This is a genomic window from Peptoclostridium acidaminophilum DSM 3953, from assembly GCF_000597865.1.
Taxonomy (GTDB): Bacteria; Bacillota; Clostridia; order Peptostreptococcales; family Peptostreptococcaceae; genus Peptoclostridium_A; species Peptoclostridium_A acidaminophilum.
Genome location: NZ_CP007452.1, coordinates 1,686,517 through 1,711,680 on the forward strand (window position 1 = coordinate 1,686,517; position 25,164 = coordinate 1,711,680).

Below are 25,164 nucleotides of genomic sequence, written 5' to 3' on the forward strand. Positions count from 1 at the left end.
CAGCAAAGGGAGTGATTAATTTGAGCAATTCAATAAGGATAGGCAGAATCAAAGGAATTGACATAGAGCTCAACTACAACTGGATAGTGATTTTTCTTCTTATAACATACATGTTTGCAAATTACTATTTCCCGACTTATTTTAAGGACTGGCCGGAGTGGGTGTATTGGGCGGAGGGAGCTTTCATAGCTATAATGCTTTTTGTTTCCGTGCTGTTGCATGAGCTTTCGCATTCGCTCGTATCCAGGCATTTTGGCATAGCCGTAAAAAAGATATCTCTGTTTATATTCGGGGGCACGGCCTATATAGAAAGGGATGCCGACACTCCGGGCAAGGAATTCCTGATAGCAATCGCCGGGCCTCTCATGAGTCTTTTTTTGGCTATACTCTTCACAGTGACTTCCAACATCCTTACGCTTGCCAATGCCTCTGAGATGATTTCGGCTCCCCTTGCATATATAGGCCAGATGAACATTGTGCTTGCAGTTTTCAACCTGTTTCCGGCAATGCCCCTTGACGGCGGTAGAATACTCACCGCCCTCATATGGAAGATCAAAAAAGACAGGATATATGCAGCAAAGATAGCAAGCGCATCAGGCACATTTTTCTCGTATACGCTTATGATGCTTGGGATGCTCAACATACTCTCGGGAAACATATTAAACGGCGCGTGGCTTATAATGATAGGAGTTTTCCTGGGCCAGTCCGCAAAGGCATCATACCAGAACTCCCTGTTCGAAAAGCTGTTTGCAGGAGTGCTAGTAAAAGACATAATGACATCGCCAGTCGTAACGGTAGACATGGACATGACAGCATCGAGACTTCTCAAGGATTTCTTCTTCCATTACAAGCATCCGTTCTTTCCGGTGCTTAGCGAAGGCAGGATTGCCGGCGTTATTATGCTTAAAGCTTTAAAAGCGGTGCGTGAAGAGGACATGGACAAAATCACAGTAAAGCAGCTCTTCCAGCCTCTCGATGGCAGCTTCATAATAGCACCCGAGGAGACTGCTGAAAATGCGCTCAGAAGACTTTCTTCGAACCCGCTCGGAAGGTTCCTTGTAATGGACGAACACGGCCTCCTGGGGATTCTTTCAAAGACAGATCTTATAAAGTATATATCTATGTACAACGAACTTCACAGCTGACAAGAAAAGGACCCGCTATCAAAGCGAGTCCTTTTCTTCTTTATCCGGTTCAAACACACACCGTGTTTGGAATATTTACCTTGTCGCACACCCTTACGCCGTCTATCTTGACTACTCTTGCAGGTATTCCGACAACCGTGCTGTTGGCAGGCACTTCTCTCAATACTACCGCATTTGCGCCTACCTTGGCATTTTCATTTATCATAATGGGACCAAGTATCTTGGCTCCCGCAGAAATCATTACGTTATTGCCTATTGTGGGGTGCCTTTTGCCCTTGTCCTTTCCGGTTCCGCCAAGAGTCACTCCCTGATAAAGCATGACATCGTCGCCTATCTCGGCTGTTTCACCTATTACTATGCCCATGCCGTGGTCTATGAAAAGTCTTTTTCCAATCGTTGCTCCGGGGTGTATCTCGACTCCCGTAAAGAATCTAACTATGTTGGACAAGAACCTTGATGTTACCCTGAATCCCTTTTTATACAGGAAATGGTTGAGCTTGTGGGCAAGCACCGCATGAAGCCCAGGAAAATTCAAAAACACCTCGAATGCGTTAGTTGCCGCCGGGTCCTTCTCCATATACGTCTTGATGTACTCTCTCATTTGGAAAGCCTCCTTATCACACATTTTCAAACATTAAAAAAATCCCCCCTCTTGCTGCTGCAAGAGGCGAGATATATTCGCGGTTCCACTCTTTTTCAAGGCTTTACGCCTTCTTTAAAAGCTTTAACGGCCTTCGCCGGTCGTTTCTACTCCCTGTTGGTTTCAAAGCGACTTCTCCGGGATGCACTTCACAAGCTTCATGACCGCCGGACTCTCACCAATCTCCGGCTCGCTTTTGCCAATTCCTTTGCTACTCTTCCCTTCACGGAATTTGATATAGATTTGAATTTCAAGCATTTAAGTGTTGATAATCTTAATTAAGATTGACTTTAAATTAATTATAAGACACTAAATTATCAATGTCAATAATTATTTCATAGTATTTCACTAGGGATTAAAATTGGAATTAGAGTGAATTTGCAGCCTTATTTTTGAAGGGTATTATATGCGGTTTGCCTGTGAGCGGATTTTCTATGATGTATATGTCTATTCCGTACACCTTCGATACGTTTTCTCTTGAAAGCACATTCTCAGGCTCACCAAGTGCATACACGCTTCCCTTGTCCAGCAGCAACGCCTTGTCGCTGTATTGCATGGCCAGGTTCAAGTCGTGTATCGCAGCCGCAATGGCCATGCCCCTATTTTTGCTCAGCTCCTTTAGCACATCCAGAAGCTCTATCTGGTGATGTATGTCAAGGCTCGATGTCGGTTCGTCAAGCAGGAGCAGCTTTGGCTGCTGAGCAAGGGCCCTTGCTATCATGACTCGCTGGCGCTCTCCGCCGCTCATGCCCTTTATGCTCTTGTCCCTTAGCTCAAGTGTGCCTGTTAGCTCCATAGCTTCGCAGGCTATTTCATAGTCCCTCCTGTTTTCAGTCGAAAAACGCCTAATGTGAGGAGACCTTCCCATCATTACTATGTCAATGGCGCTGAATTCAAAGTCAATGACAGTATCCTGGGGAACGTATGCCACGCTCAGGGCTATCTTTTTCGAACTCAGACTGCTTGTATCCCTGCCCTCAAGCAGTATTCTTCCGCTGTCCGGCCTTAGCAGCCCTGCAATCCCCTTCATAAGGGTAGTCTTTCCAGACCCGTTCGGCCCTGTTATGCAGGTGAAGGAGCCCTCCTGTATGCTCAGGCTTATGTCTGTGAGTATTCTTTTTTTATCCAGGCTCAAGTTGAGATTTTCTATGTCAAGCAAATTCTGCAAGCTCTTCACCTCTTGAATATCGAGTTTTTAGTGCTGTTGAGAAGGTATATGAAATATGGCGCTCCCAGCATGGCGGTTATAACACCTATTGGTATTTCAGACGGAGATGCCAGTGTTCTGGCAAGCATGTCGGCGAGCATCATGAAGATCGCTCCGCTTATAATTGCAAGCGGCATAAGAGTTCTATGGTCAGGGCCCGCGAAAATCCTTACTACGTGAGGTATTACAAGACCCACAAAACCTATTATGCCGCTTACTGAAACGGCGGCAGCCGATACGACTGACGCCAAAACCAGGAGTATTCCCCGTGTCCTTGGGACATCCACCCCAAGGCTTGAAGCCGTCTCATCTCCCATTAGCATTACGTTGAGCTCTCTGGAAAAAAACATTGCCAGCAGGCAGCCGGCTGTTATCAGCGGCAGGCTTATGGCCACCTGGTTCCAGCTTGCTGCCGACACGCTTCCCATGGTCCAGAAAATTATCTTTTCAACCTGCTCCCTGTTGAACGTCATTATGAGAGATATAAGTGACGAAAGGAAGAAGTTTATAGCTATCCCGGCAAGCAGAAGAGATGTCATGTCTGCTTTGTTGTTTTTTATTGAAAGACCGTATACGGTCATGGTTGCTCCAATCGCTCCAACAAAGGCAAACACCCCTGTAGAGCTAAGACCCGCAAATTCAAAGCTTATCCCCAGCGCTATTGACAACGTGGCCCCGAAGGCAGCCCCGGATGAAACTCCGAGCACATAGGGGTCCGCCATTGGGTTTTTGAATATTCCCTGGAGCACCGCTCCCGAGATTGAAAGCGCCATTCCCACAAGCGCGGAGATTATTATCCTCGGCAGTCTTATGTTTTTTATTATGGCAACGTGGGAAGCCTTTATTCCTGATATGTCCACATAGTCCCCGATATGCGGCAATGCGCTGAGGACTATTTTCAGCGCATCTCCAAAGGATATGGACGCCGTGCCCACAGTGGTCATTAATACGGCAATCAGGAATGCAGCAACTGCCATTATCCAAAACGCTCCTGCGCGCCTCTTTTTTCTTTCTTCTATTTCCATCGTATGTTCCCAGCCTTTACTTGAAGGCTTCAGGGTGTATTATCCTTGCAAGCTCTTCAAGTCCTTCCACTTGTCTTGGACCTTGTATTTCAACTGTATCCGTTTCAATTGTGAATATGCTCCCATTTTTGACCGCGCTGAGTTCCTTGTAGCCGTTTGCAGCAGCCACCTGCTCAGATGGCGAGTATTCGCTCGAGCATATCAGTATGTCCGGATCGTTTTCTACGAGCCTTTCGAGGCTGTATTTCCAGCCCTTTACGTCGCTGGCCGCGTTTGTGCCGCCGGCCATTTCAATCATCTTTGATATGAAGGTGTCGCTGCCGGCCGTGAAATCGCCGTACTCCCCAAAGCCTATAACATAGTAAACGCTAGGCTTTTCAAGTCCGTTAACCTTGGCTTTAACTGCGGCAACTCTGCTTTCCATCTCGGCTGTCAGCTCATTTGCATTTGCCTTTGCGTCGAGTATGGTTCCGAGCTTTCCTATGATATCGTATACGCCCTCGAAGCTCTCTTCTCCGTATAGCACCACTACCTTAAGGCCGAGCTCCTCGAGCTTCTCGAGAGTCTCCTCCTTGAAGTGCGCTGAGGCTATTACAATATCGGGATCCAGTTCCACTATCTTTTCGATGTTTGGATCCTGCATTCCGCCAATTGACTCTATACCATCAGTCTCCTTGGGATATGTGCAGTAGTCAGTCCTGCCCACAAGCACCTCGCCCTTGCCTATTGCAAATATGCTTTCTGTTATTCCAGGTGCTATCGATACTACCCTTTCAGGCTTTTTCTCTATTACTACCGTTCTGCCATGTGAATCCTTTATCTCAAGAGGGTATGCGCTCGCCTCGGCTGACGCTCCCTTTGAGCTGCTTGAGTCCGCTGGTCCTGTCTGGCTGCAGCCTGCTGCCATTACAAAGGCTACTATTATCAAAAATATTGCCGCGATTCTTCTGCTTAATCTGCTCATCATTTCCTCCATATAATTCAGTGTTTTTGCTTTGTATTCCGCGACTTATTAGTTGCCCTTGTACTTTTCAACAAGCTTTGGCAGGACTTCCTTGGCGTACTCCTTGGCTCCAAAGAGCGACATATCCTTGTAGTTGCCGCATTGCACAGGGTTTGCCGCCGGCACTTCTTCTGATGCAATCACCTTTTCAAGCGAGCTTATAAGCGCCTTTGCTACCTCCTCTTCAGACAGCTCTCCCACCATTATCAGATAAAAGCCTGTCCTGCAGCCCATGGGCGACAGGTCTACCACATTGTCGAGCTCCTCCCTTATAAATCCTGCCATGAGATGCTCAAGCGCATGTATTGCAGCTGTAGGCATTGACTCCACGTTGGGCTGCACAAATCTCAGGTCGAACTTTGTTATTGTATCTCCCTTGGGCGTTGTTATAACTCCGCATTTTCTCACAAAAGGCGCCTTTACTACTGTATGGTCCATTGTAAAGCTCTCTACTACTACATTCTTCATTTATTCTACCTCCGCAATTATAATATTTGCTGATGCCTGTATATATCTGAATCTTTATCTGTTGAGCTGTGTGACAAGATTTATTAGCGATTCAAGCGCTTCCTCCGGCAACCTGTCAAAGCCTCCGCCTTCTGATGCCTTGGACTTAATAAATCTTACTCTGTCGCTGAGCCTGTTGGCAAGCTCGCTTACATACGAAGTATCGTTCATATCGGGATTGAAGCCTTCTATGTCAAGTGTCTCCAGGTGAGGCAGTCTTCCCCACTTTTTAAACCTTGCATTGCCTTCTATTATGCTCTCTATTACGGCCAGCGTTGTTTCCTTAGTTATCTTTTTGTACATGAAAAAGCCGGTATTGAGGATGTAGCATTCGACTCCCCTTTTTTCAAAGAGCATCTTGAACTTGTTGTAGTCCTCTACAAGCGGATATGTTCTGAAAGGATTGGCATAAGGCTCTATTACAAGCTCCTCGGGATCTACGCCCGGCGCAAGTCTTTCGGCGGTGCTCCTCTTTGTTGCAAGCGTGGCGCCCATTGTAGCTGCCAGCACTGGGTTTTTAATCTTTACAACAGGAGGCATAGTCGAATCCTTCATTATCCAGAATATCGCATTTATAGGCTCTTCGAATTTGTCCACCCTGTTAGGCGCCCAGAGCTTTGATTTTATGGCCCTGCCGTTTCCGTTTCTTATGTCCTCTGTCACTATTACCTTTTTCCCGTTTGAATCAATTGTGGCTCCGCAGTTTTGCACCGTTATGAGGAACTTGTTGTCCTCAACTTCCAGAGGATAGTCCTGCGTCTTGTCGAAATATGTGGGCTCGAGCGCAACAGACGAGCAATCCTGTGTATGTATTACAAAGGCATCGTCGTGCAGCACTGTAACGTCGTATTTTCCGCCATGCTTGGCATGTGTTATTGTGGATTTTCCGGAGCCTGAGAGTCCAAACACTCCGGCCACGAATTTCCTGCCGCAGTCAAGGTTGTACCTCTTTTGGCCTGCGTGGCACGCTGCGAATCCGTTTCTGTTGGCGCAGCCCCATGCGAGCGTTAACGTGCCCTTCTTGTGTTCTCCGAAGTATCTCATGCCAAGGAGCGCTGCGCAGTTGTGAGTAGGATCAAACAGCGAAAGACCCATCGGGTGGTCGCTATGACTCCATTCTGGATCTGAAAACACGTAGATGTCGCCTTCGTTTTCGTATATTTTCGAGTCCGAATACATGCTGTTGTACTCTTCGTTCATGTGCTGAAAGTTGAGCATCCAGTTATAGAGGACATTTTCATGGCCCTCAGGTATAAGCAGGTGGGCCTTTATCATGTAGTCAGGATGAAGGCCTATGTAGGCCTGCGCATGGTAGAGCTTCCTGTATCTCGCGCCATATACAGCGTCGCGCAGCTTCGAAGCAAGGTCGTCCTGGTTGACATTGAACTCTCCTATTATCCTTCTTGCCGCGGCGCATCTTCCGCTTACTGCTCCGTCGTTGAAAAGCAGTATCCTGGCATCCTCATCAAGCCCTATTTCCTGCGGCCTGTGCACCATCATATCTGTCACTATAGTGCCCGGCGAGCTGCAGGCCAGATTGTATGCCTTTTTTATGCATGTTACATCTTCCACGTTGTTTCCAAGGAATGCGGTTTCTATTGTAGTCCTTATCTGCGAAAATATGGGGTTTTTAGAACCGATCATATTTCTGTCAAAATTCGAATTAGTAGCCATCTAATCACGCTCCAAAACATTATGATATGTATTTTCATTATACCATCTCGTCGGACTTTTTTTCATACCATATCCCAAATTATAAACGCTAATCACTTATCAAAACAACAAAAATATCGAATTTGCTTAATAAAATAAAAAAAATCCCCTTTCAGCTTATCAAAAGGGGATTTTTGAGACATATTTATTTATTTCTCGCCTTATTTGCTTTCCTGTTTACTCTTTATATATTCATCTATTGCAACAGCTGCCTGTTTTCCTGCGCCCATTGCAAGTATAACTGTAGCCGCTCCTGTAACTGCGTCTCCGCCTGCAAATATGCCTTCTCTTGAAGTCTTTCCTGTTTCTTCATCGGCTACTATGCACTTGTATTTGTTTACATCAAGGCCTTTTGTAGTGTCTGATATTAGCGGATTTGGAGAAGTTCCAAGCGACATTATAACAGTGTCTACGTCAAGAGTGAACTCCGAACCTTCGATTACTTGAGGTCTTCTTCTTCCAGACTCATCAGGCTCTCCAAGCTCCATTCTCACGCACTTCATTCCCTTAACCCAGCCGTTTTCGTCTCCTACTATCTCTGTCGGGTTAGTAAGAAGCTCGAATATTATGCCTTCCTCTTTGGCGTGGTGCACTTCCTCCACCCTTGCTGGAAGCTCGGCTTCAGATCTTCTGTATACTATATAAACCTGAGCTCCAAGTCTTAGCGCTGTTCTTGCAGCATCCATAGCAACGTTTCCGCCGCCAACTACGGCAACCTTTGTGCCCGGCTTTATAGGAGTATCGTAGTCATCTCTGAATGCCTTCATAAGGTTGTTTCTTGTAAGGAATTCGTTTGCCGAGAACACACCGTTAAGGTTCTCTCCAGGTATTCCCATGAACTTGGGAAGTCCCGCTCCAGAGCCTATGAATACAGCCTCGAAGCCTTCTTCTTCCATAAGCGCGTCTATAGTTATAGTTCTGCCTGCTATTACGTTAGTCTCTATCTTCACTCCAAGCTTAAGCAGGTTCTCAAGCTCCGGCTTTACTACGCCGTCCTTTGGAAGTCTGAATTCAGGTATTCCGTATAGAAGAACTCCGCCCGGCTCATGAAGCGCTTCGAATATTGTAACGTCGTAGCCCATCTTTGCAAGGTCTCCTGCGCAAGTAACACCTGCAGGACCCGAGCCTATAACAGCAACTTTCTTACCGTTCTTTGGCTCTGTGTGAGAAAGGTCAACATTGTTTTCTCTTGCCCAGTCAGCTACGAATCTTTCAAGCTTTCCTATAGAAACAGGCTCGCCTTTTATGCCGAGTACGCACTTGGATTCGCACTGGACCTCTTGTGGACAAACCCTTCCACAAACTGCAGGAAGAGCAGAATACTTGGCTATTATTCTTGCAGCCTCTGCAAAATCCCTTTTTACAACCTGCTGTATGAAAGCTGGTATATCTATTGCAACAGGGCACATAGTAACACATGGCTTGTGCTTGCAGTTAAGGCATCTTGTAGCCTCTGCCACTGCTTCCTCTTCGTTATATCCATAGCAAACCTCTTCAAAGTTCTTGGCTCTAACCTGTGGATCCTGCTCTCTTACAGGAACTTTCTTCATTTTATCTACTACTATCTCAGACATTAGTTGGCTCCTCCAATCTTGCAGTTTTTCTCGTAGCTTTCTGTCTTTTTGCACTCTTCCGACTTGTAGAGTGTTTGCCTCTTCATGGCCTCATCAAAGTCAACCTTGTGTCCGTCAAACTCCGGACCGTCAACGCATGCGAATTTTGTCTCGCCGTTTACAGTAACCCTGCAGGCGCCGCACATTCCTGTGCCGTCAACCATTATTGGGTTCATGCTAACTATTGTAGGTATCTTGAGCTCTTCTGTAACCTTGCATACGAATTTCATCATTATCATTGGCCCTATTGCAATGACCTCGTCATACTTCTTGCCCTGGTTTACAACAAGATCCTTTATAACCTCAGTTACAAGACCCTTGAAGCCGTATGATCCGTCGTCAGTTGCAGGATAAAGGTTCTTGCTCACGCTCTTTAGCTCTTCTTCCATTATCATCATTTCTTTGTTCTTTGCACCTATTATTACATCTGCATCTATTCCATTTTCATGAAGCCACTTTACCTGCGGGTAAACAGGAGCTGTTCCAACTCCGCCTGCAACAAATAGTATCTTCTTGTTTTTTAGTGCATCAATGCTCTCATGAACAAACTCAGACTCTCTTCCAAGAGGTCCTACGAAGTCCGAGAAGTAGTCGCCTTCGTTGAACTCTGCCATTCTTCTTGTTGAGCATCCCATAGACTGAACTACTATTGTAACCGTTCCCGCCTCTTTGTCATAGTCGCATATTGTCAGCGGTATTCTTTCACCCTTTTCATCCATTCTGATTATTACAAACTGTCCTGGCTTAGCTGATTTTGCTACCCTTGGCGCATCTATTTTCATAAGGAATATAGATGGCGCAAGTACTTTCTTTTCAACTATTTTGAACATTTCACGCCTCCATGGTTTAATTTTTTGAATATTCACAACATTTACCGTGCTACCGGAAAAAAGGACTTTCAGATTGGTTTAATCTGGCAGCCCTTTTGCTTTATGTCTCTACAATATTGATTATATCAGTTTATTTATTAATTATCAAGTTGATTAGCTCTTTTTTGATGTTATTTTTTTCCATATTAAGAAGACAGACTTACATTAGCGTGTCAGTCTAGGTTTCATTGATTTTTTGCTAATTTTTTCACTATTTTAACAAGAAATTGTATAGATTATTGTGAATATTCATTATATTAAAAAAAAGGCAGGAAATTATTCCTGCCTTTCATATTCTGACATTGTTTATTTATTGTTAAGATCTGGCTGCATAGCTATTAAGCTACTATGCCTGCATCCTTAAGTATCTTTGCCGCTTCTTCAACCTTGGCTTCGTTTACCATTACTATAGGTCCTGTGCAGCCCATTCCGCTCTCTGCGTATATTCCGGCTTTCCAAAGCACTTTCTGTGCGTCTTCAAGGTCCATTACGTCTACGCCTGAGATTGTTCCTGTTACTACTTCCTTAGGAGGCATCTTCACTTCTTCCTCTGTAGAGGCTTTCTTAGTGTCCTTGCTTAGTCCCGCAAGTATGCTCTCGAGGCCTGCCGCCTTGGCCGCCTTGAACTCTGCCGCTGCTATCGCCTTCACGTTGTTTTGCGCAAGCTTGGCTGCGTATTTTATTGCGTTTGCAGCTACTGGAACTCCTGACGCTCTTGAGAGTATCAGTATTGTCCTGTTGTAGCCGTCGCCTATTCCAGGGCCGTAGCCGTAGCCTAGTCCCTCGTAGCTTCCGCCTGTTGTGTATGACGAGAACACCTTCATCATTATGTTGCCTGTTAGCGAGTCTGTTACCATTACGTCTGCAGCTCCGCCAAGAAGGTCGTTTCCTCTCATTACGCTTCCGCCGTCAGCTCTTAGCGACTCTGCGAATGTTATAGGGTAGCCGTTTCCTGCAAGCTCCTTAAGCGCTCTTTCTACTGCTCTTGCTCCGTCAAGGTTTAGTATTCCAACTGTCGGGTTTTCTATTCCCATTGACTTTGCTGTTATTATTCCGTAAAGCGCGTTTCTTACCATGGCCTCGACTCTTTGAGCCGCAGATGTTCCTGTTGTTGTTGCTATGAACATCTCCTTGCCCATTCCAGGTGTTACTACCCTTCCTACTGTCGATACGCCTATTGGGAAGTTATAGTGCACTGTTACGCAAGAGTGGATATAGCCGCTGTCTAGAAGCTCTTCCATTTTCTTGTGCGCTTCTTCTTCTGTTGCTACCTCTACTACTTCAAGGCTTGTTTCAACCTTTGGTCCTATAAGCACTATGTCAAAGCCGGCTGCGTCTTTAGCTGCAAGCTCTGCTCCCTTTACCAGGTTCTCTACTCCGTGCTCGCTGCCCAGGGTTGTTATTCCTACTTTTACTTTTCCAGCGAAGCTTCCTGTTTCGATAGCGTCTGCTATCTCCATGAAAGTCTTGCCTATCATTTGTTTTATATCTGACATTTTTTCACCCCTATTCAGCTAATAGATGTGCTGCGAAATCCTTCATAGATTCTGCTATCATTTTTCTTATCTCTTCTGTTGATACTGAGCTTCCTGACTCCACTTTGCCTGTGTTTCTCTCTGCTACTATTGAAACACCATCGAAAAGGTTTGTCATTCTTCCAAGGAAGAGGCTTCCCTTTCCTACTATCATAGTTCTGTTTACTGAGCCTTCTGTAAGGTCGCTTATTGCAAAGCCGATGTATGGTACTCCTGATGGTATGTGGCCTTGTGTTGGAGCCCAACCAACCATTCCGTGCTTTTCAACGAAAGCTGCTATGTCTGCTCTTTCTATTTCTTTTCCCATGACAGCAAGTGCGCCTATCATCTTGTAGTTGGCCTCTGGAACGTCTCCTGCTCCTGCCGGCTTAGTTATGTCTGGGTTTTGCATTTCTACCGAGTACTTGTCTACGTCTGTTATTTTAAGTCCGCCTGCTTTTAGTGGGCTTAGAACTAGAGAGCCTATTACAGCCTGTGGAGCTGATCCAGTTGCAACTGTGTGTCTTCCCACTAGGTCTGTTCTTAGAATTGGGTTTACTCCGTCGTTTTCGCTAACTAGAACCGCGAAGCCGCCAAGGCAGTCCTCAAGTATTGGCATTTCTTTCTTAACGTGGTCTTTTCCGTTCATTCCAAGCTTTGCTGTCGCTCCACCCGCTGCTATTATTACGTTCTTGTATACGCCTGATTTAACTAGCGCCGCTGCCGCTATAAGTGCGTGAGTTGGTCCTGCGCAGAAGCCTCTCATGTCTGAGCCTGTCGCGTTAACGCAGCCAGTCATTTCTGCAAGAGCCTTGGCGAAGTTTCCGCCTCCTCTTTGGTTCATGTCTCCGCAAGCCTCTTCAGAGCACTCTATGATGTAGTCCACTTCAGCTGGGTTTACGTTGTTTTTAGCTATAAGGTTTGCAAGAGCAAGCACTCCTGATGCCTTAACCGCAAGGTTCTCAAGCATTGTATGAGAGTTTAGGTTCACGTCTACGTCGTGGGCTCTTTTTACGCAGCCTACAAGCTTGCCGTTATTGTATAGTCCTTCTGCGTGGAACTCGCTTAGCTGCTTTTCTATCTCAGCTAGCTCTACTCCTGCGTTTACGCTCTCTGCAAGGTTGCCTACTACAGGGTGAGCTGCAAGCTTAGCCTTTGCTCCCTCTATGAACTCTTTTTCGAAAAGCACAAGGTCGAATACGTCTGATGCAGACATAAGCGCAAGGAACTCGTCCTGAGGCATTATCTCTCCAAGCTTTCCGTATCTGTCGGCTCCCGCCACTTTCTTGTCTTCTGTCCACCATGGCATTGCTATTTCTCCAAGTGCCTCTGGAGTCATGCTTCCAATGTATGTCTGGTTTGGAGCGTATGCTACTACGTCTTCAAATGATCTTAAATGCTCAGGCAGCTTTTTTAGGTATTCTGATTCTGGGTTTACAATCTTTTCTGTTGTCTGAGTTGTTCCGTTGTGCATTATCATGTCTGGTGTGTGCACGAGAACGTATCCCGCACCTTTAAGAACTGGAAAATTCATATATTGACACCTCCAAAATTTTTGAAATCATATTTGCTTATTATTAAGCATATTATATATAATGTAGAAATTTGTCATCAGACAGCCTTCCACCATATATCTCTCTTATATCTAAATCTATAAAATAATCTTATCGTAGTTTTCTTGATTATAATTTTTTTGTTAAAATTCCTGCATTTTAATAAATGGGTGATTTGGAAAATCACCCATTTATACTTTTGCTAAGCATGTGCCGGATAAAACTATCCGGCACATGCTTTTATTTTTTGGTATATACTGCTATTAGTCGTTGAACTTACCAAACTGCTCTCTTATTGACTTCATTTCAGCTATTATCGAGTCAACGTCAAGAACCATTTCCATCATACCTATTTGCTCATCGTAAACTGCTGAGTCTACCGCATCTTTGAATTCTGGCTCAACTGCGTGGAATACTCTTAGTCCCAACTGGACTCCTGCAAGTGGTCCTGCGAATGTAGGGTCTCCTGCTGTAACAGTTTCAGCAGCTAGTCCTGCTGATTCAGCTTCTGCTGCACCAACAAGAACTACAAGATTCTCTGCTCCAAACTGATCAGCAAAGCCTTTAACCCTATTCTGATTCTCTAGGTCCATTGCACCAGCAGCTGTTCAGACAAAGCATTCTGTAGCAGAGTAAACTACTTCTGCTGCAGTGCCTTTTAAACATTCTGCGATAGCAGGACCTGGTATACCGTCTCTGTCACCGATGATGATGACTTTTTTGCCGTCAAACAAACTCATGGTTACCATCCTCCTATAAAAAATTTTAAATCTATAAAATAAACTCCCGCCAAACGGCCAAAGTCTACTTACTTAATTAAGATAGTAAATATTAGCCAACGTGCTTAGCTATCATTGCATCTATGTTTTCTCTAGTAGCGTCGTCTTTAGTAACTTCCTCTACCTTTTGTCCACCCTTGTAAAGTGTTATTGTTGGAAGTCCAAGTATTTTTTGGCTTATTGCAAGTCTTCTTGCTGAGCTTGTGTTGAATTTACGGAATGCAACCTTGCCTTCGTATTTAGCAGCCAGCTCTTCCACGTCAGGCATAAGAGCCTTGCATGGTACACAGCCGTCGCTGAAGTAATCAACTAGTACATAGCCTTCTGCCTCTAGTACCTCTGCTTGGAATTGATCCTTGTCTATTTCAACTAGTAATGCGCTCATTAAAAGTCATCTCCTTTTAAAGTTTTATTATATTATTAACTTTATTGCCATCATTTGAAATCACTAAACATTTTTTTGCTTAATATTACTCTTCGAAGTTAGCCTCAACATATTTTTCAGCCTGAGTTGCAGCTATAGCTCCGTCTGCGCATGCAGTAACTACTTGTCTTAGAGACTTGACTCTTATGTCTCCTGCTGCAAATACGCCATCAACATTTGTCTTCATGTTGTCGTCTGTTATTATATATCCGGCATCGTCAAGCGTTATCTTGCCCTTGAATACGTCGCTCTTAGGTATGTAGCCTATGAATACGAATATTCCGAATGTGCCGTCTTCTTCGTTTGCAAAGTACTCTGTAGTCTCTCCAGTAACAAGGTTCTTGAATACTGCAGATTCAACTATGCCGTCACCCTTTATTTCTTCTATTGCAGAGTTCCACATGAAGTCTAGCTTAGGATTCTTGAATGCCTTCTCCTGTATAGACTTGGCAGCTCTTAGCTCGTCTCTTCTGTGAACTATTGTAACCTTTCTTGCAAACTTCGCAAGGTACATAGCCTCTTCAACAGCAGTGTCTCCTCCGCCTACTACGAAAACTTCCATGTCCTCGAAGAAGTCAGCGTCGCAAGTTGCGCAGTATGATACTCCCTTGCCTGTAAGCTCCTGCTCTCCCGGGCAGCCTGCAAGTCTTGGAGCCGCTCCTGTTGCAAGTATTACTGATTTTGCCTTGTACTCGGCTTTTTCGCCTTTTATTACTTTTATCTTGCCGTCAAGGTCAACGTCTACTATCTTGTCCATTACCTTCTCGGCGCCGAACTCGTTAGCCTGCTCTTCCATTCTCTCTATAAGTGATGGACCCGTAGCTTCTCTTACTGAGCCTGGGTAGTTTGCAACCTCGTGAGTTATTACTATTTGTCCTCCGACTTTCTGACCTTCAATCATGATTGTCTTCATCTTGGCTCTGGCTCCGTATAGAGCTGCTGCCAGCCCTGCAGGACCTGAACCTATTATGGCCAAATCGTATACATTTTCCACTGTGACTTCCTCCTTAAGATACTTAGCATTATTAAATTTTTTAAAAAATCCGTTATGAATTATGTATCTTACCAGCCTTTGACGTTTTCATCTCTAATGTGACTATTCAAAGACATTTTCAAAATATCTTTTAATCCAATAAAAGATACCTTGAAAATACTTATATATTGCAGGCAGGGGCAAAAGCCCTTGCCTGCATTTATTGATATTAATAGTTTCTTTCGAATACCGTTTGCTCTTCAACCTCAGTTTGAAGGGCTTCAAGAGCCTTCTCAACTATCTTTCTTCTAAGAGCTTTTTCCTCTTCATGAGAAAGAGCTGGGTTTCCAAGTGGGTGAGGTATTGCTATAGCTGGAACTATTCTGTTGGCTCCAACTGTTAGAGATATTGGAGTAACTGTAGCTATGTGAACTACTGGTATTCCAGATCTTTCTATTTCTTTAACCATAGATGCACCGCATCTAGTACAAGTGCCTCATGTAGAAGTTAGTATAACAGCATCAACGCCGTCTGCTACTAGTTCCTTAGTGAATTCTTCAGCGAATTTCTTAGAGCTTGCAACAGCAGTACCGTTACCAGTTGTTGAGTAGAAGTATCTGTGAAGCTCGCCTATTACGCCTTCTTTCTCCATGTCTCTAAGCACGTCTACTGGTATAACCCTGTCTGCATCTTCGTTAGCGTAGATTGGGTCGTGTCCGCCGTGAGCTGTCTCCCAGCCTTCTGAAGTAAGATCATCTATTCCTTGTATGTCATACTTGCCATACTTAGAAGCTGATGAAGACTCTATTCTGTCTGGGTTTCCTTTTGGAACTATACCACCAGAAGTTACTATAGCTATTTTAGCTTTAGACATGTCTTTTATAGCTTTTCCTGGCTCAACCTTGTCAAATGAAGGCATTGGATACTCAGTTTCATACTCTTCGCCTTTAAGCTTCTTAACAAGCATAGCGACAGCTCTCTTAGCTCCTCTGTCTTCTTTGAACATGTTAACCCTGATACCTCTTTCGATGTATCCTTCTGCTGCTGGTCCGCCTATTTCTTCGCCTTTAGCAAGCTTCATAGCGAACTTAGCCATTGCTGGAAGAGCTGTTCTCATTGCTGCAGCTGAGTTTCCAGTAGATATGATGTATGCGTATTTCTTGAACATGTCAGCGCCTGGGTTTTCGATGTACATACCAGTTACTGCTGGTATTCCAAGCTCGTCTTGAACAGCCTTAGTAACAGTTGCAGCAGCAACTCCGTATCTTCCTGCGTTGAAAGCTGGTCCAGCTACTACTATGTCTGGATTGAAAGACTTGATCATTTCAAGTATTCTGTTTTTAGCTTCTACAAGGTTTTCTCCGAAGTATGAGTCTCCGCAAACTACTGTTCCAACAACTTCTGCATCATCCTTTACAAGGGTTGCAAGGCTCTGGCTTACTGGTGGAAGTGACTCAGCTATGAAAGGCTCGATGTCAGCTTTTTCTTCTCCACCAACACCTGCGAAGAATTGGTTTATATAATGAACTACTTTAATTTTGCTCATGTGTTTACCTCCTCAATTAGTCATTGAACTTGCAGAACTGCTCTCTTATTGACTTCATTTCAGCTATTATCGAGTCAACATCAAGAACCATTTCCATCATGCCTATTTGCTCATCGTATACTGCTGAGTCTACTGAATCTTTGAATTCTGGTTCAACTGCGTGGAATACTCTTAGTCCCAACTGGACTCCTGCAAGTGGTCCTGCGAATGTAGGGTCTCCTGCTGTAACAGTCTCTGCAGCTAGTCCTGCTGATTCAGCTTCTGCTGCACCAACAAGAACTATCATGTTCTCTGCACCGTACTGCTCAGTAAAGCTCTTAACCCTATTCTGATTCTCTAGGTCCATTGCACCAGCAGCTGTTCAGACAAAGCATTCTGTTGCAGAGTATACTACTTCTGCTCCAGTGCCTTTTAGACATTCTGCCATAGCAGGACCTGGTATTCCGTCTCTGTCACCGATTATGATGACTTTTTTGCCGTCAAATATTGACATACCAAAGTCTCTCCTTTGCGTAATAATTTTTATATTATAATGAAGCTTTTTTGCTTATTTACGTTTTCGGTTTGGATTAGTATCCTTTAGCAGATAGGTATCCGAAGCCAAGCTCGTTTGTAGCTCCTGTTATAGCCTGGATTTCAACTTCTACACTTCCGTCAGCTCTTAGAGCTCCGTCGAATCCGCCTGCTATAGTGTCGATGTACTGGATGTGGCCTATAACCTTATCCATTGGAGGAAGTACTATTACCATGTTGGCGTTACCGTTACTTACAACAGCGTTAGCTCTTACATCGGCGTCAGCAAGTGACTGAGATGCTCCGTCTCTTCCTGCGTACTCGTCTGTAGATATTACAGTCTTAACGCCTTCTATTTCTATCTTCTTGCAGTTCATTATAAGGTCTGTATCTGGGTTTCCAAAGCCTTCCTGAGATACTATCGCACCGTCAAGTCCTAGGAATTTGCAAAGCTTTGCTGTCCAGTTTGAAGATCTTTCCTTGTCAGCAAGGTATACGTTTTCGTTTGTTATTATAACACCAACAAAGTTGATCTCTTTTCCGTGCATTGCATAAAGCTCTTCAACCATTGGGTTGTTGCAGTGTACGTATGTTGGGTTCTTGTCGCAAGACGAAACGCAGTTTCCGCTTAGTACAGCTCCATCCATTACTTCTGTTGGGTATAGTATTGTTGGAACTATTTTCTTCGCGTCTACGCCGTATACATATGTGTCGTGTAGAAGACCTTGTGTTTGAAGCATGTACACATATCCTACCTTTGGAAGGTTTGGATACTTTGCTGCTCCTTCGAATATTGTATCAGTTTCATATACTTTTACTTCGTCTGGAGTTACGTTTCTTCCAGCTTCTCCAAGATATACGCCGGCATTTAGTCCAACCATTCTTAGAGCCTCTTCGTGTCTAGGCTGATCTACGCCGTCTTCCGGCTCAGCTATTACTACAAGGTTAAGAGTCTTAGAGAAAGGAGTATACTCCGCTCCAGGACCAGTCATGTCTACTATACCTTCCTGGAATCCAACTACTTTTCCAGTTGTTACTACCGCAGCGCCCTTAAGCACGTGAGTTCTTCCTGAACCTACAGTATCAACCTTGCTTATTACTCCTGGGAATATTCCGCCAGGTCCTTCAACCTTAACCCTTGGCTCTATAACATCCTTAACCGGAGTTATTCTCACACTCTCTCCTGGACGTGCGATGTCAAGATCTACTGATTTGATGTGTTCAATTGTGCTTAATTTTTTAATCATTTCGTCTTTATTTACATAAAGAACCCCATTTTCTACTTTTGTCTCTGCAGCGAACTGAATGTCTTTGATGAAGATATTTCCAAGTTCCAAACGCATATAAAAGTACCTCCTTCAATATATTGAAAAATTGAAAAAATAATATATTACTCTGCTCCAGCTTTGGCCCTTGCAAGCGTTTACCTTTGCAGATAATAAATATTGTCAGCGAATCTCAAGCGTGCCACTCTCTAGAATTTGATCCCGTTAAGTGTGTGTGCAATAAGATCCAAGTCTACAACCTGAAAGTCGTCTGTTACTTTTTCGTCCCATACAGGTGTCTTGTAGTTCTTCTGGAATGTCTCAACTGTTTGAATTGCGCTTTCAATAAGCTTCAGGGAGTCCATATCAAGACCTGTTCCCGGTTCCACAAATATCGTTCTGTATGGTGTTTCATTTGGCTTTACGCTTCCATACAAAGGATGGGTGAGTATCTTGTAACCAGAATGCACAAGATTTCTGACATTGTGGAGTACTCCGATATAATCGCAGTCCGATAAAAACGTTATGTTTTTTACCCTGTCAGGTCTCTCTGCCTTTTGGAGAAGCTTTTCCTTCACAAGAGGATTATTAGTTATAATCTCCAAGTTTATTACCTCCTCTGAAAATGTTTTCCGAATTTTCAAAACTCTAAACCCGCTATTATTTCCTGTGCCGCAATACAAACTCCAAAGCGGATTTTGAGTATAAAAAAAAACAGAAAAAACAAAACCATCCCAAGTCATGTTTCTCTGTTTTTATCCAGAGTCTGTCCGAATATGGTCCTTTTGCCTGAGAATTTCACCTTGATCCTTTTGGGTAAATCAAGACTTGTCCCTTCGGCGGCCTTTTAGCAAGGCTCTCTTCCATATCCATCGCCCAGTGATTGCTATTCATTTTTTCTATAACCTCAATTTGCATTATAAAAAATTGTTCATGCCTTTTCAATAGTTTTTTGAAAAATAAGTTTAGGAATATTTTTTCCTGGGTACCAATTCTTTATATATCATCATACTATTGCAAAATAATTTCTCCTGGTGAATCACACTAAAACATTTAAGCCCTTTTGTTTCTCTGTTTTTATCCAGAGGCTGTCTGGATACGATCCTTTTGCCTGAGAATTTCACTCTTGAATCTAAGCAGGGCTTCAAAAGTTTGTCCCTTCGGCGGCCTTTTAGCAAGGCTCTCTCCTGTATCCTTCGTCCAGTTAACATTTAGTTTTCTTATACCTTTAGGTTTAATTATATGTTTTTTTAAAAATAATTCAATAGGTTTTTGTGAAGTTATTATTAATTTTTATTATTTTATTGCGTCCTATTTTAATAATAATTCCTAAAAACTCAATTAAGTACTACTGTTATCAACGGACCTAGGGAACGTCGCTACGTTCCACTGAATAGATATACATGTACGCATTTTGTACAATCGCGCATGCGCACTGCCTTCACTTTCCTTTGCAACAAAAAACAGAGTACCAATCCACTATTGATACTCTGTCTGATTTCTCAATCCAGAGGCTGTCCAGATATAATCCTTTTGCCTGAGAATTTCACATTCCATGTGTGAATGGTTATGTTTGTCCCTTCGGCGGCCGTTAGGCTCTCTCCTATATCCTTCGTCCAGTATTGAACTATTAACTTTTATATTTATAATTATATGGGTTTTCATCAAGTTTTTCAATAACTTTTTGAAACATACTCTATCAGATATTTTTTTAAAGTCCATTCACTTTTTTATAGCAGTCAAATTCTATTTGATTGCCGGCTGCAGTCTTCAAAAAATATTTTTTTAAATATTGACTTGAAATAATAATTAATTAGGTATATTATTTGAAGTATAAAATTCTATAATTTTTTCTTATGCAAAACCCAAATGACTGCAGTGTGAGATATCCGGACCGGATGGCCGAAGATGCAATACAAAATGTTTAGCCGACTTTTTGTAGAAACTTTCAGGCAAACGTATCGCTGCAAGATGGGACTCTGAAGAGACCGCATCGCTTATTTTACGAGGCTGGCGGCACCGAAGGGGATACATGCCGGCAGGCATATAAGCTCTCAGGTAAAGATAACAGGGGTATGGAAAGGCTTTTTCTTCTTATGCCTTTTTATACCTTTTCTTTGTTTTGTTTTATAAAATCATACTTTTGCAAAATCTTTCTCCACTAAAACGCCATAGCATAATGTAACCCGGATTACAGAATTCTTAAAATTCTGTGGGATCCATTGTTTTTGTGTTGGTATTTATGTCAGGAGGAATTTTGCGCCATGTTAACTAATAATAGAAATAAATATGTGAGCCCTTTTATAAAATGGGCAAAAGATGAAAAACATCTTTTGAATGAAATCGAAAAATTTATTCCCGGAAAATTCACAAGCTACAGGGAGCCTTTTTTTGGGAGGCGGAGCTTTGCTCTTCCACCTTCAACCTCAAAACGCAGTCCTGAATGCCGTCAATAACGAGCTCGTCAACTTATATACAGTTATAAGGGACCAAGTGGAGCTTTTAATTGACGACCTTAAAAAGCATGTCAACGAAAAGGAATACTTCTACAACATAAGGTCTTTTGATCGAAACGGAAAAATCGATGACCTTTCAGACGTTGAAAGAGCTTCGAGAATAATATATCTCAACAAAACCTGCTTCAACGGTTTTTTCAAGACAAACGAGTGTGGACAGTTTGATGCCCCGTTTGGCTCGTACAAAAATCCTAAGATAGTGAATAAAATCATACTCAGATCAGTAAGCGAATATTTCAACAGGAACAATATAACATTCACTAACACAAGCTTTGAAGATGCTCTTCAGGATATAGAAAAAGGAGCTTTCGTATATCTGGCTCCCCCATCTGTTCCTGTATCTGACAATTCAAAGTTTGCCAACGGCTTTACGAGAGAAGACCATATGAAGCTCAGAGAGCTTTGCGACTACCTGACTTCAAGGGAGATCAACTTTTTGCTTTCCAACTCTTCCGATTCTTTTGTTCATGACCTGTATCGGGATTACAATATAGAAATAATAGAAATAGGAAGAAACATTAATTCCATATCTTCAAAAAGAGGTCAAATCGAAGAAGTTCTTATAAGAAATTATAAATAGATTGCCGTAATTTCATTTAAGTTGCTCCGGAAATTTTCCGGTTGAGGCATTAATTTATAAAAAGAAAAAGGAGATGTTTTTTATGCTTAAGAAAATAAAAATAAACCTTAACGTAATGGAGTCTATGCTTTACTACTGGGAAGCTACTAATGAAAAAGAAAAAGTTGGAGAGGCTTTTATAAAAGCCGTAGCCGGAGCTCCGGAAATGAAGCTTACTTATGGTGCTGATTTCGACGAAGAGTCTGCAAGAAAAGGCCTAAGTGCTATTTCAAACAGAGAGCCCTTCACTCCTAAAAGCAGAAACGAAGGCCGTTTCTGGAACGACAACATGTGGATGCTTGAGGACATGGACTATATGAGAGCTATAATGCAGCCTCTTAAAGTGCTTAATGTTGATTCTGTTATTGAAGAAGTAAATTCAAAAGGCGATTTTGGAATTGAAGAAGTAGAAGTTATATTCCTTCCTCTTCACCTTAAGCCTTATTACACTGTTGGAAACAAGCTTATCATAAACTTCTTCACTGTTAAGCCTGACCGAGTTGAGTCTAAGCCTGTAGTTGTAGGCAACGTTGAGCTTGATCTTGAGTCAAGGGAATTCGTAAAAATAGAAGATCTTAAGACTTTCATAGCTTCAAAGCTAATGGAGCTTAAGTAATAATCAATCCATTTAACTGAAATCGCACGCAAAGAGAGCTCCTTAAACTGCTTTATGCAGCAAAAGGAGCTCTTTTTTTATGGGCATATACATTTTACTTGTCTGTTTTTATAGGCTTTCCTGCTTTGCCAGCTAAAATCAGCGCAAACGCGATAGCAAATATTGCCGCTACGCCGACATCTCCCATTATAATCAGCGTGGCTACTTTTGCCGGCAGAAAATTCGGAGAATATCTTATGGCGGCTGCAACAGCTGCACCTAAAGCAATGAGCATAAGTGTATGCTCTTTCTTTATTGACGACGCATACATAACCAGCATTGCACCGAGAATCCCCGGCAACGCATAGTTGAATGAGCCCAGAAGTGGAGCCGGTATTGTATTGACAATCAACTGTCCTGCTACCATCACCACTCCAAGTACGGCCAGATTGACTATGACGGATGATACCAGTGCAAATATTCCCGCCACCTCGGCCTTTTTGCTTCCGGGCTCTAACTCCATGGCGGACTGAACCGCACTTATGACTGGAAGCCGCATATTTCCAATGTTTCCGGAAAGGAATGAAATGTATGAACCGGCAGGGCCAAGAACCGGAAAATAAGAAATTGGCTCTACAATCCAAACTATCCCAACAAATCCCGCAATTGCCACAAGACCGGCTATTATGTTTTCAGAGCTTGGAACATATCCCAGTACAAACGTCAAATATGCCGGTATGGACAGTGAAAATATGAGTGCTGTCACAATTGTCAGCCTGCCCCAAAAGTGAACGTCTCTATTGAATTTATCAATTCTTTCATTGTTCATGATATCCCTCCTATCCTACAATGCTTCCTACTATCATTCCTGCAATTACAGCAAAGCCCATTGCCCATTCCTTCATCCACTTCATGGATTCATTGCGCGCAGCTGCAGTTTTAATGATGTACATGACAACCGCACCTGCCACTAGCGCTGCCAGAGGGGCTGCTGTGGAGCTCTCCAGTCCCTTACTTACCTCCTTGTAACTAAGCGTAAGGAAAATAACAAACGGAGCAAATGTAGACATATATCCAATAATCAGCGGATTTGATCTTTGTGCAGCTTCATGGAAACTATCCAATTTCTTGTTTGTCAGCAGCACCATGATCAGCCAGCCTGATCCTCCAATGGTCATAACCCACGCAGCTGCCGACAGCATCTGCGGTGTAAAATCAGGTGTTGCTACAGTACCGGCGCTGCCAAGTTTGGCTGCAATCATCTCGAATGCAGCGGAGCCAATGACGCCTACACGAGCTAGAGTTATCGGACCTCCAATCTGGGCAATCAAGGCTACCGCGATTGCAAATACAGCCATTGCTGGTCCGAGAGTTCCAATCACCCCGATTCGAAGCGATTTACGGACTTCATCATCAGTCAGCACATTAGTGTCCTTTACAAAATGCTTAGCCAGTCTGTAGAAGATTAGTACCTGTACAACAACAACTGATATAATCGCCACTGACAGCACCCACATCATGGGACTGTTAGCGATTATTAACGTCTCCTTCATAAAAGTAAACCTCCTTTTCAGCATGTAGTATTGTTTTTTATACCCTAATCAACATTAACGCAAAAATGTTTCGCTTTTTACAATTAAAATAAATTCGATTAATAATAAAACACACCGCGTATTGGATTTTATTATCCAGTACTCGATGTGTTTTATACTGTTTCCATAACTCTTTAAATTAATCGCATAATTTCATTATTTTCGACCAGCTATTAGCCTTCGTATATGTTCTGACCCTTTGTTTCTGTTGTGAATAATGAAGCTGTAAAGCTTACTGCCATCAATGCTATTAAGACAAAATACGCTTTCTCGTATCCTACTGCCGGCGTAGCTTGATAGTTATCAAGAATTTTACCCATTATTACAGGCACAACAGCCGCTCCAAGGAAACCAATGCAGTTTACAACACCTGTCGCCATACCAGCAAGTCTTCTGTCGTTAACCTCAGTGCCCACAGTCCAACACATAGTAAAGCCTGACATAACAAATCCAAAAGCAAGCATGAATGGAGCAAGCATTCCTATAGGCATTCTTGTATAGATAAGCACTATCCATCCCAGGAGAGTAAGGCCTCCAGTAGCCAGCAAAGGAATCTTTCTTGTTTTAAAACGGTCTGAAAGGTATCCGATTACAAGGCCGCTTATTGCGGAACCTACAACGGCTGTCATTATATAGTTTGCAGCCTGTATTTTCTCCAGAGTGTAGGCCTGCATAAGGTAAGAAACCCCGAAGGTTCCAAGCAGTACAACATATCCTGTATATAATCCTATATATGAAAGTGATATAATCCATGTTCTCTTGTTAGACATTATAGATTTAAGTGCCGGCATAACTTTGATGTCAGAACTTACTGCAGGTCTGTTTTCAAGCTCGTCCATGCCCGGTAGCCCCATGTCTTTAGGGTCGTCTTTTACAAATAAAACAGTCAATACTGCAAAGACTATCATTGCAAGTCCCATGTATATGAAAGTGCTTCTCCAGCCAAATGTACCAACGGCAACAACAAGAGGCGTTTGTGCCAACAATGCTCCCAGGTTTGCCGACATTCCTACAAATCCAATCATAAGAGCGAAATTTCTTGAATAGAACCATCTTGATTGTATTTTTATCAGACATATAAACACTACAGAGACTCCGATTCCAACAAGGAATCTGCCTGCATATGCTACTAGTAAATTTGGCGCCATGCCAAACATTACTGATCCTGCCGCTGCTATTATCGAAAAAATTGACACTGTCTTTTTCGGCCCTATCTTATCTGCGAGTATTCCCGAGGGAATCTGCATTATGAAATATGCATAGAAGTACATGGCACCTATGTTCGCAAACTGGGCAGCACCTATATTGAATGTGCTCTCAAGGTCATTTTTTACGACTCCGGCACTCATACGGTGGAACGTTACGAACACATACACGGCCGCCAGAATTGACCATACAATCCATCTGTAGCTTTCGACTTTCTTGACATCGTCTGTTTTGATGCTTTTCTGTTTTATTGTTGATTCCATGAAACTCTCCTCCTGGTATGATGCAGTCATAGACAAATAGTAGTCTTCTACATCATTTCTAATCTATATCAAGGTTGGTAAGAG

At 43.1% G+C, this 25,164-nt stretch carries 23 protein-coding genes, 5 riboswitches and 1 other annotated feature; of the genes, 3 read left to right on the forward strand and 20 right to left on the reverse strand.

The features are described from left to right. Window positions 1-20 precede the first annotated feature (20 nt). Window positions 21-1,145 (forward strand): site-2 protease family protein, encoded by a 1,125-nt coding sequence (locus EAL2_RS08345; RefSeq protein ID WP_158408910.1) that lies wholly within the window; start codon window positions 21-23, stop codon window positions 1,143-1,145. Window positions 1,146-1,194: 49 nt separating this feature from the next. Here EAL2_RS08345 and epsC read toward each other — a convergent pair whose 3' ends face one another. The 17 genes from epsC to EAL2_RS08440 form a co-directional block, all read right to left on the reverse strand. Then, entirely contained in the window at window positions 1,195-1,746 is a 552-nt protein-coding gene (gene epsC / locus EAL2_RS08350; protein WP_025435950.1) for a serine O-acetyltransferase EpsC, read from the reverse strand. 59 nt (window positions 1,747-1,805) lie between these two features. Then, window positions 1,806-2,021: a binding site (T-box leader), on the reverse strand. Between the two features lie 131 nt (window positions 2,022-2,152). Continuing rightward, window positions 2,153-2,953, reverse strand: coding sequence for an ABC transporter ATP-binding protein (locus tag EAL2_RS08355; protein ID WP_025435951.1), 801 nt, complete (start codon window positions 2,951-2,953; stop codon window positions 2,153-2,155). A 5-nt stretch (window positions 2,954-2,958) separates the two neighbouring features. Beyond that, window positions 2,959-4,017: a FecCD family ABC transporter permease gene (locus EAL2_RS08360; RefSeq protein WP_025435952.1), complete on the reverse strand. Its 1,059-nt coding sequence runs from the start codon at window positions 4,015-4,017 to the stop codon at window positions 2,959-2,961. A 16-nt stretch (window positions 4,018-4,033) separates the two neighbouring features. After that, on the reverse strand, window positions 4,034-4,981 hold the full coding sequence (locus tag EAL2_RS08365) for an ABC transporter substrate-binding protein (protein WP_025435953.1): 948 nt from the start codon (window positions 4,979-4,981) through the stop codon (window positions 4,034-4,036). 48 nt (window positions 4,982-5,029) lie between these two features. Further along, the gene (locus EAL2_RS08370) at window positions 5,030-5,488 is read right to left on the reverse strand and encodes an S-ribosylhomocysteine lyase (protein ID WP_025435954.1); all 459 of its coding nucleotides are present in this window, start codon (window positions 5,486-5,488) and stop codon (window positions 5,030-5,032) included. 54 nt (window positions 5,489-5,542) lie between these two features. Continuing rightward, entirely contained in the window at window positions 5,543-7,201 is a 1,659-nt protein-coding gene (locus EAL2_RS08375; protein ID WP_025435955.1) for a phosphoenolpyruvate carboxykinase (ATP), read from the reverse strand. 200 nt (window positions 7,202-7,401) lie between these two features. Further along, the gene (gltA, locus tag EAL2_RS08380) at window positions 7,402-8,814 is read right to left on the reverse strand and encodes an NADPH-dependent glutamate synthase (RefSeq protein WP_038601986.1); all 1,413 of its coding nucleotides are present in this window, start codon (window positions 8,812-8,814) and stop codon (window positions 7,402-7,404) included. Continuing rightward, window positions 8,814-9,683, reverse strand: a complete 870-nt coding sequence (locus EAL2_RS08385; protein WP_025435957.1) for a sulfide/dihydroorotate dehydrogenase-like FAD/NAD-binding protein — start codon at window positions 9,681-9,683, stop codon at window positions 8,814-8,816. The genes gltA and EAL2_RS08385 overlap by 1 nt, the downstream gene beginning before the upstream one ends. Before the next feature lie 377 nt (window positions 9,684-10,060). After that, window positions 10,061-11,218, reverse strand: a complete 1,158-nt coding sequence (grdD, locus tag EAL2_RS08390; protein WP_025434641.1) for a glycine/sarcosine/betaine reductase complex component C subunit alpha — start codon at window positions 11,216-11,218, stop codon at window positions 10,061-10,063. Between the two features lie 10 nt (window positions 11,219-11,228). After that, on the reverse strand, window positions 11,229-12,770 hold the full coding sequence (gene grdC, locus EAL2_RS08395; protein WP_025435958.1) for a glycine/sarcosine/betaine reductase complex component C subunit beta: 1,542 nt from the start codon (window positions 12,768-12,770) through the stop codon (window positions 11,229-11,231). A 282-nt stretch (window positions 12,771-13,052) separates the two neighbouring features. Beyond that, a complete protein-coding gene (grdA, locus tag EAL2_RS08400) occupies window positions 13,053-13,529 on the reverse strand; it encodes a glycine/sarcosine/betaine reductase complex selenoprotein A (protein WP_084481061.1) in 477 nt (158 codons plus the stop codon). Between the two features lie 91 nt (window positions 13,530-13,620). Beyond that, window positions 13,621-13,953: a thioredoxin TrxA gene (gene trxA, locus EAL2_RS08405; protein WP_025434639.1), complete on the reverse strand. Its 333-nt coding sequence runs from the start codon at window positions 13,951-13,953 to the stop codon at window positions 13,621-13,623. 85 nt (window positions 13,954-14,038) lie between these two features. Further along, window positions 14,039-14,986, reverse strand: a complete 948-nt coding sequence (trxB, locus tag EAL2_RS08410) for a thioredoxin-disulfide reductase (RefSeq protein ID WP_025435960.1) — start codon at window positions 14,984-14,986, stop codon at window positions 14,039-14,041. 208 nt (window positions 14,987-15,194) lie between these two features. Next, the gene (gene grdB / locus EAL2_RS08420) at window positions 15,195-16,511 is read right to left on the reverse strand and encodes a glycine reductase complex selenoprotein B (RefSeq protein WP_084481064.1); all 1,317 of its coding nucleotides are present in this window, start codon (window positions 16,509-16,511) and stop codon (window positions 15,195-15,197) included. Between the two features lie 16 nt (window positions 16,512-16,527). Continuing rightward, window positions 16,528-17,004, reverse strand: a complete 477-nt coding sequence (gene grdA, locus EAL2_RS08425; protein WP_084481067.1) for a glycine/sarcosine/betaine reductase complex selenoprotein A — start codon at window positions 17,002-17,004, stop codon at window positions 16,528-16,530. 76 nt (window positions 17,005-17,080) lie between these two features. Continuing rightward, window positions 17,081-18,367, reverse strand: a complete 1,287-nt coding sequence (locus tag EAL2_RS08435) for a glycine/sarcosine/betaine reductase component B subunit (RefSeq protein WP_025435963.1) — start codon at window positions 18,365-18,367, stop codon at window positions 17,081-17,083. A 131-nt stretch (window positions 18,368-18,498) separates the two neighbouring features. Then, complete coding sequence (locus EAL2_RS08440) at window positions 18,499-18,894, reverse strand: GrdX family protein (RefSeq protein ID WP_025435964.1); 396 nt, start codon at window positions 18,892-18,894, stop codon at window positions 18,499-18,501. Between the two features lie 162 nt (window positions 18,895-19,056). Further along, window positions 19,057-19,165, reverse strand: a riboswitch (glycine riboswitch). A gap of 213 nt (window positions 19,166-19,378) precedes the next feature. After that, a riboswitch (glycine riboswitch) is annotated at window positions 19,379-19,489 on the reverse strand. A gap of 315 nt (window positions 19,490-19,804) precedes the next feature. Next, window positions 19,805-19,905: riboswitch (glycine riboswitch) on the reverse strand. 253 nt (window positions 19,906-20,158) lie between these two features. After that, a riboswitch (glycine riboswitch) is annotated at window positions 20,159-20,263 on the forward strand. A gap of 3 nt (window positions 20,264-20,266) precedes the next feature. Continuing rightward, window positions 20,267-20,362: riboswitch (glycine riboswitch) on the forward strand. Window positions 20,363-20,626: 264 nt separating this feature from the next. Here EAL2_RS08440 and EAL2_RS08445 point away from each other — a divergent pair. Together EAL2_RS08445 and EAL2_RS08450 are read left to right on the forward strand one after the other, a co-directional pair. Continuing rightward, window positions 20,627-21,385: a DNA adenine methylase gene (locus EAL2_RS08445; protein WP_330375756.1), complete on the forward strand. Its 759-nt coding sequence runs from the start codon at window positions 20,627-20,629 to the stop codon at window positions 21,383-21,385. A gap of 82 nt (window positions 21,386-21,467) precedes the next feature. Beyond that, entirely contained in the window at window positions 21,468-22,040 is a 573-nt protein-coding gene (locus EAL2_RS08450; RefSeq protein ID WP_025435965.1) for a TDE2712 family protein, read from the forward strand. A 94-nt stretch (window positions 22,041-22,134) separates the two neighbouring features. On the opposite strand, the gene EAL2_RS08455 is transcribed toward EAL2_RS08450, so the two are convergent. From EAL2_RS08455 to EAL2_RS08465, 3 genes are all read right to left on the reverse strand, one after another. Continuing rightward, window positions 22,135-22,848, reverse strand: a complete 714-nt coding sequence (locus EAL2_RS08455) for a hypothetical protein (protein WP_025435966.1) — start codon at window positions 22,846-22,848, stop codon at window positions 22,135-22,137. A 10-nt stretch (window positions 22,849-22,858) separates the two neighbouring features. Further along, on the reverse strand, window positions 22,859-23,572 hold the full coding sequence (locus tag EAL2_RS08460) for a DUF5058 family protein (protein WP_025435967.1): 714 nt from the start codon (window positions 23,570-23,572) through the stop codon (window positions 22,859-22,861). Window positions 23,573-23,784: 212 nt separating this feature from the next. Further along, window positions 23,785-25,080, reverse strand: a complete 1,296-nt coding sequence (locus EAL2_RS08465) for an MFS transporter (protein ID WP_070810850.1) — start codon at window positions 25,078-25,080, stop codon at window positions 23,785-23,787. Window positions 25,081-25,164 lie beyond the last annotated feature (84 nt).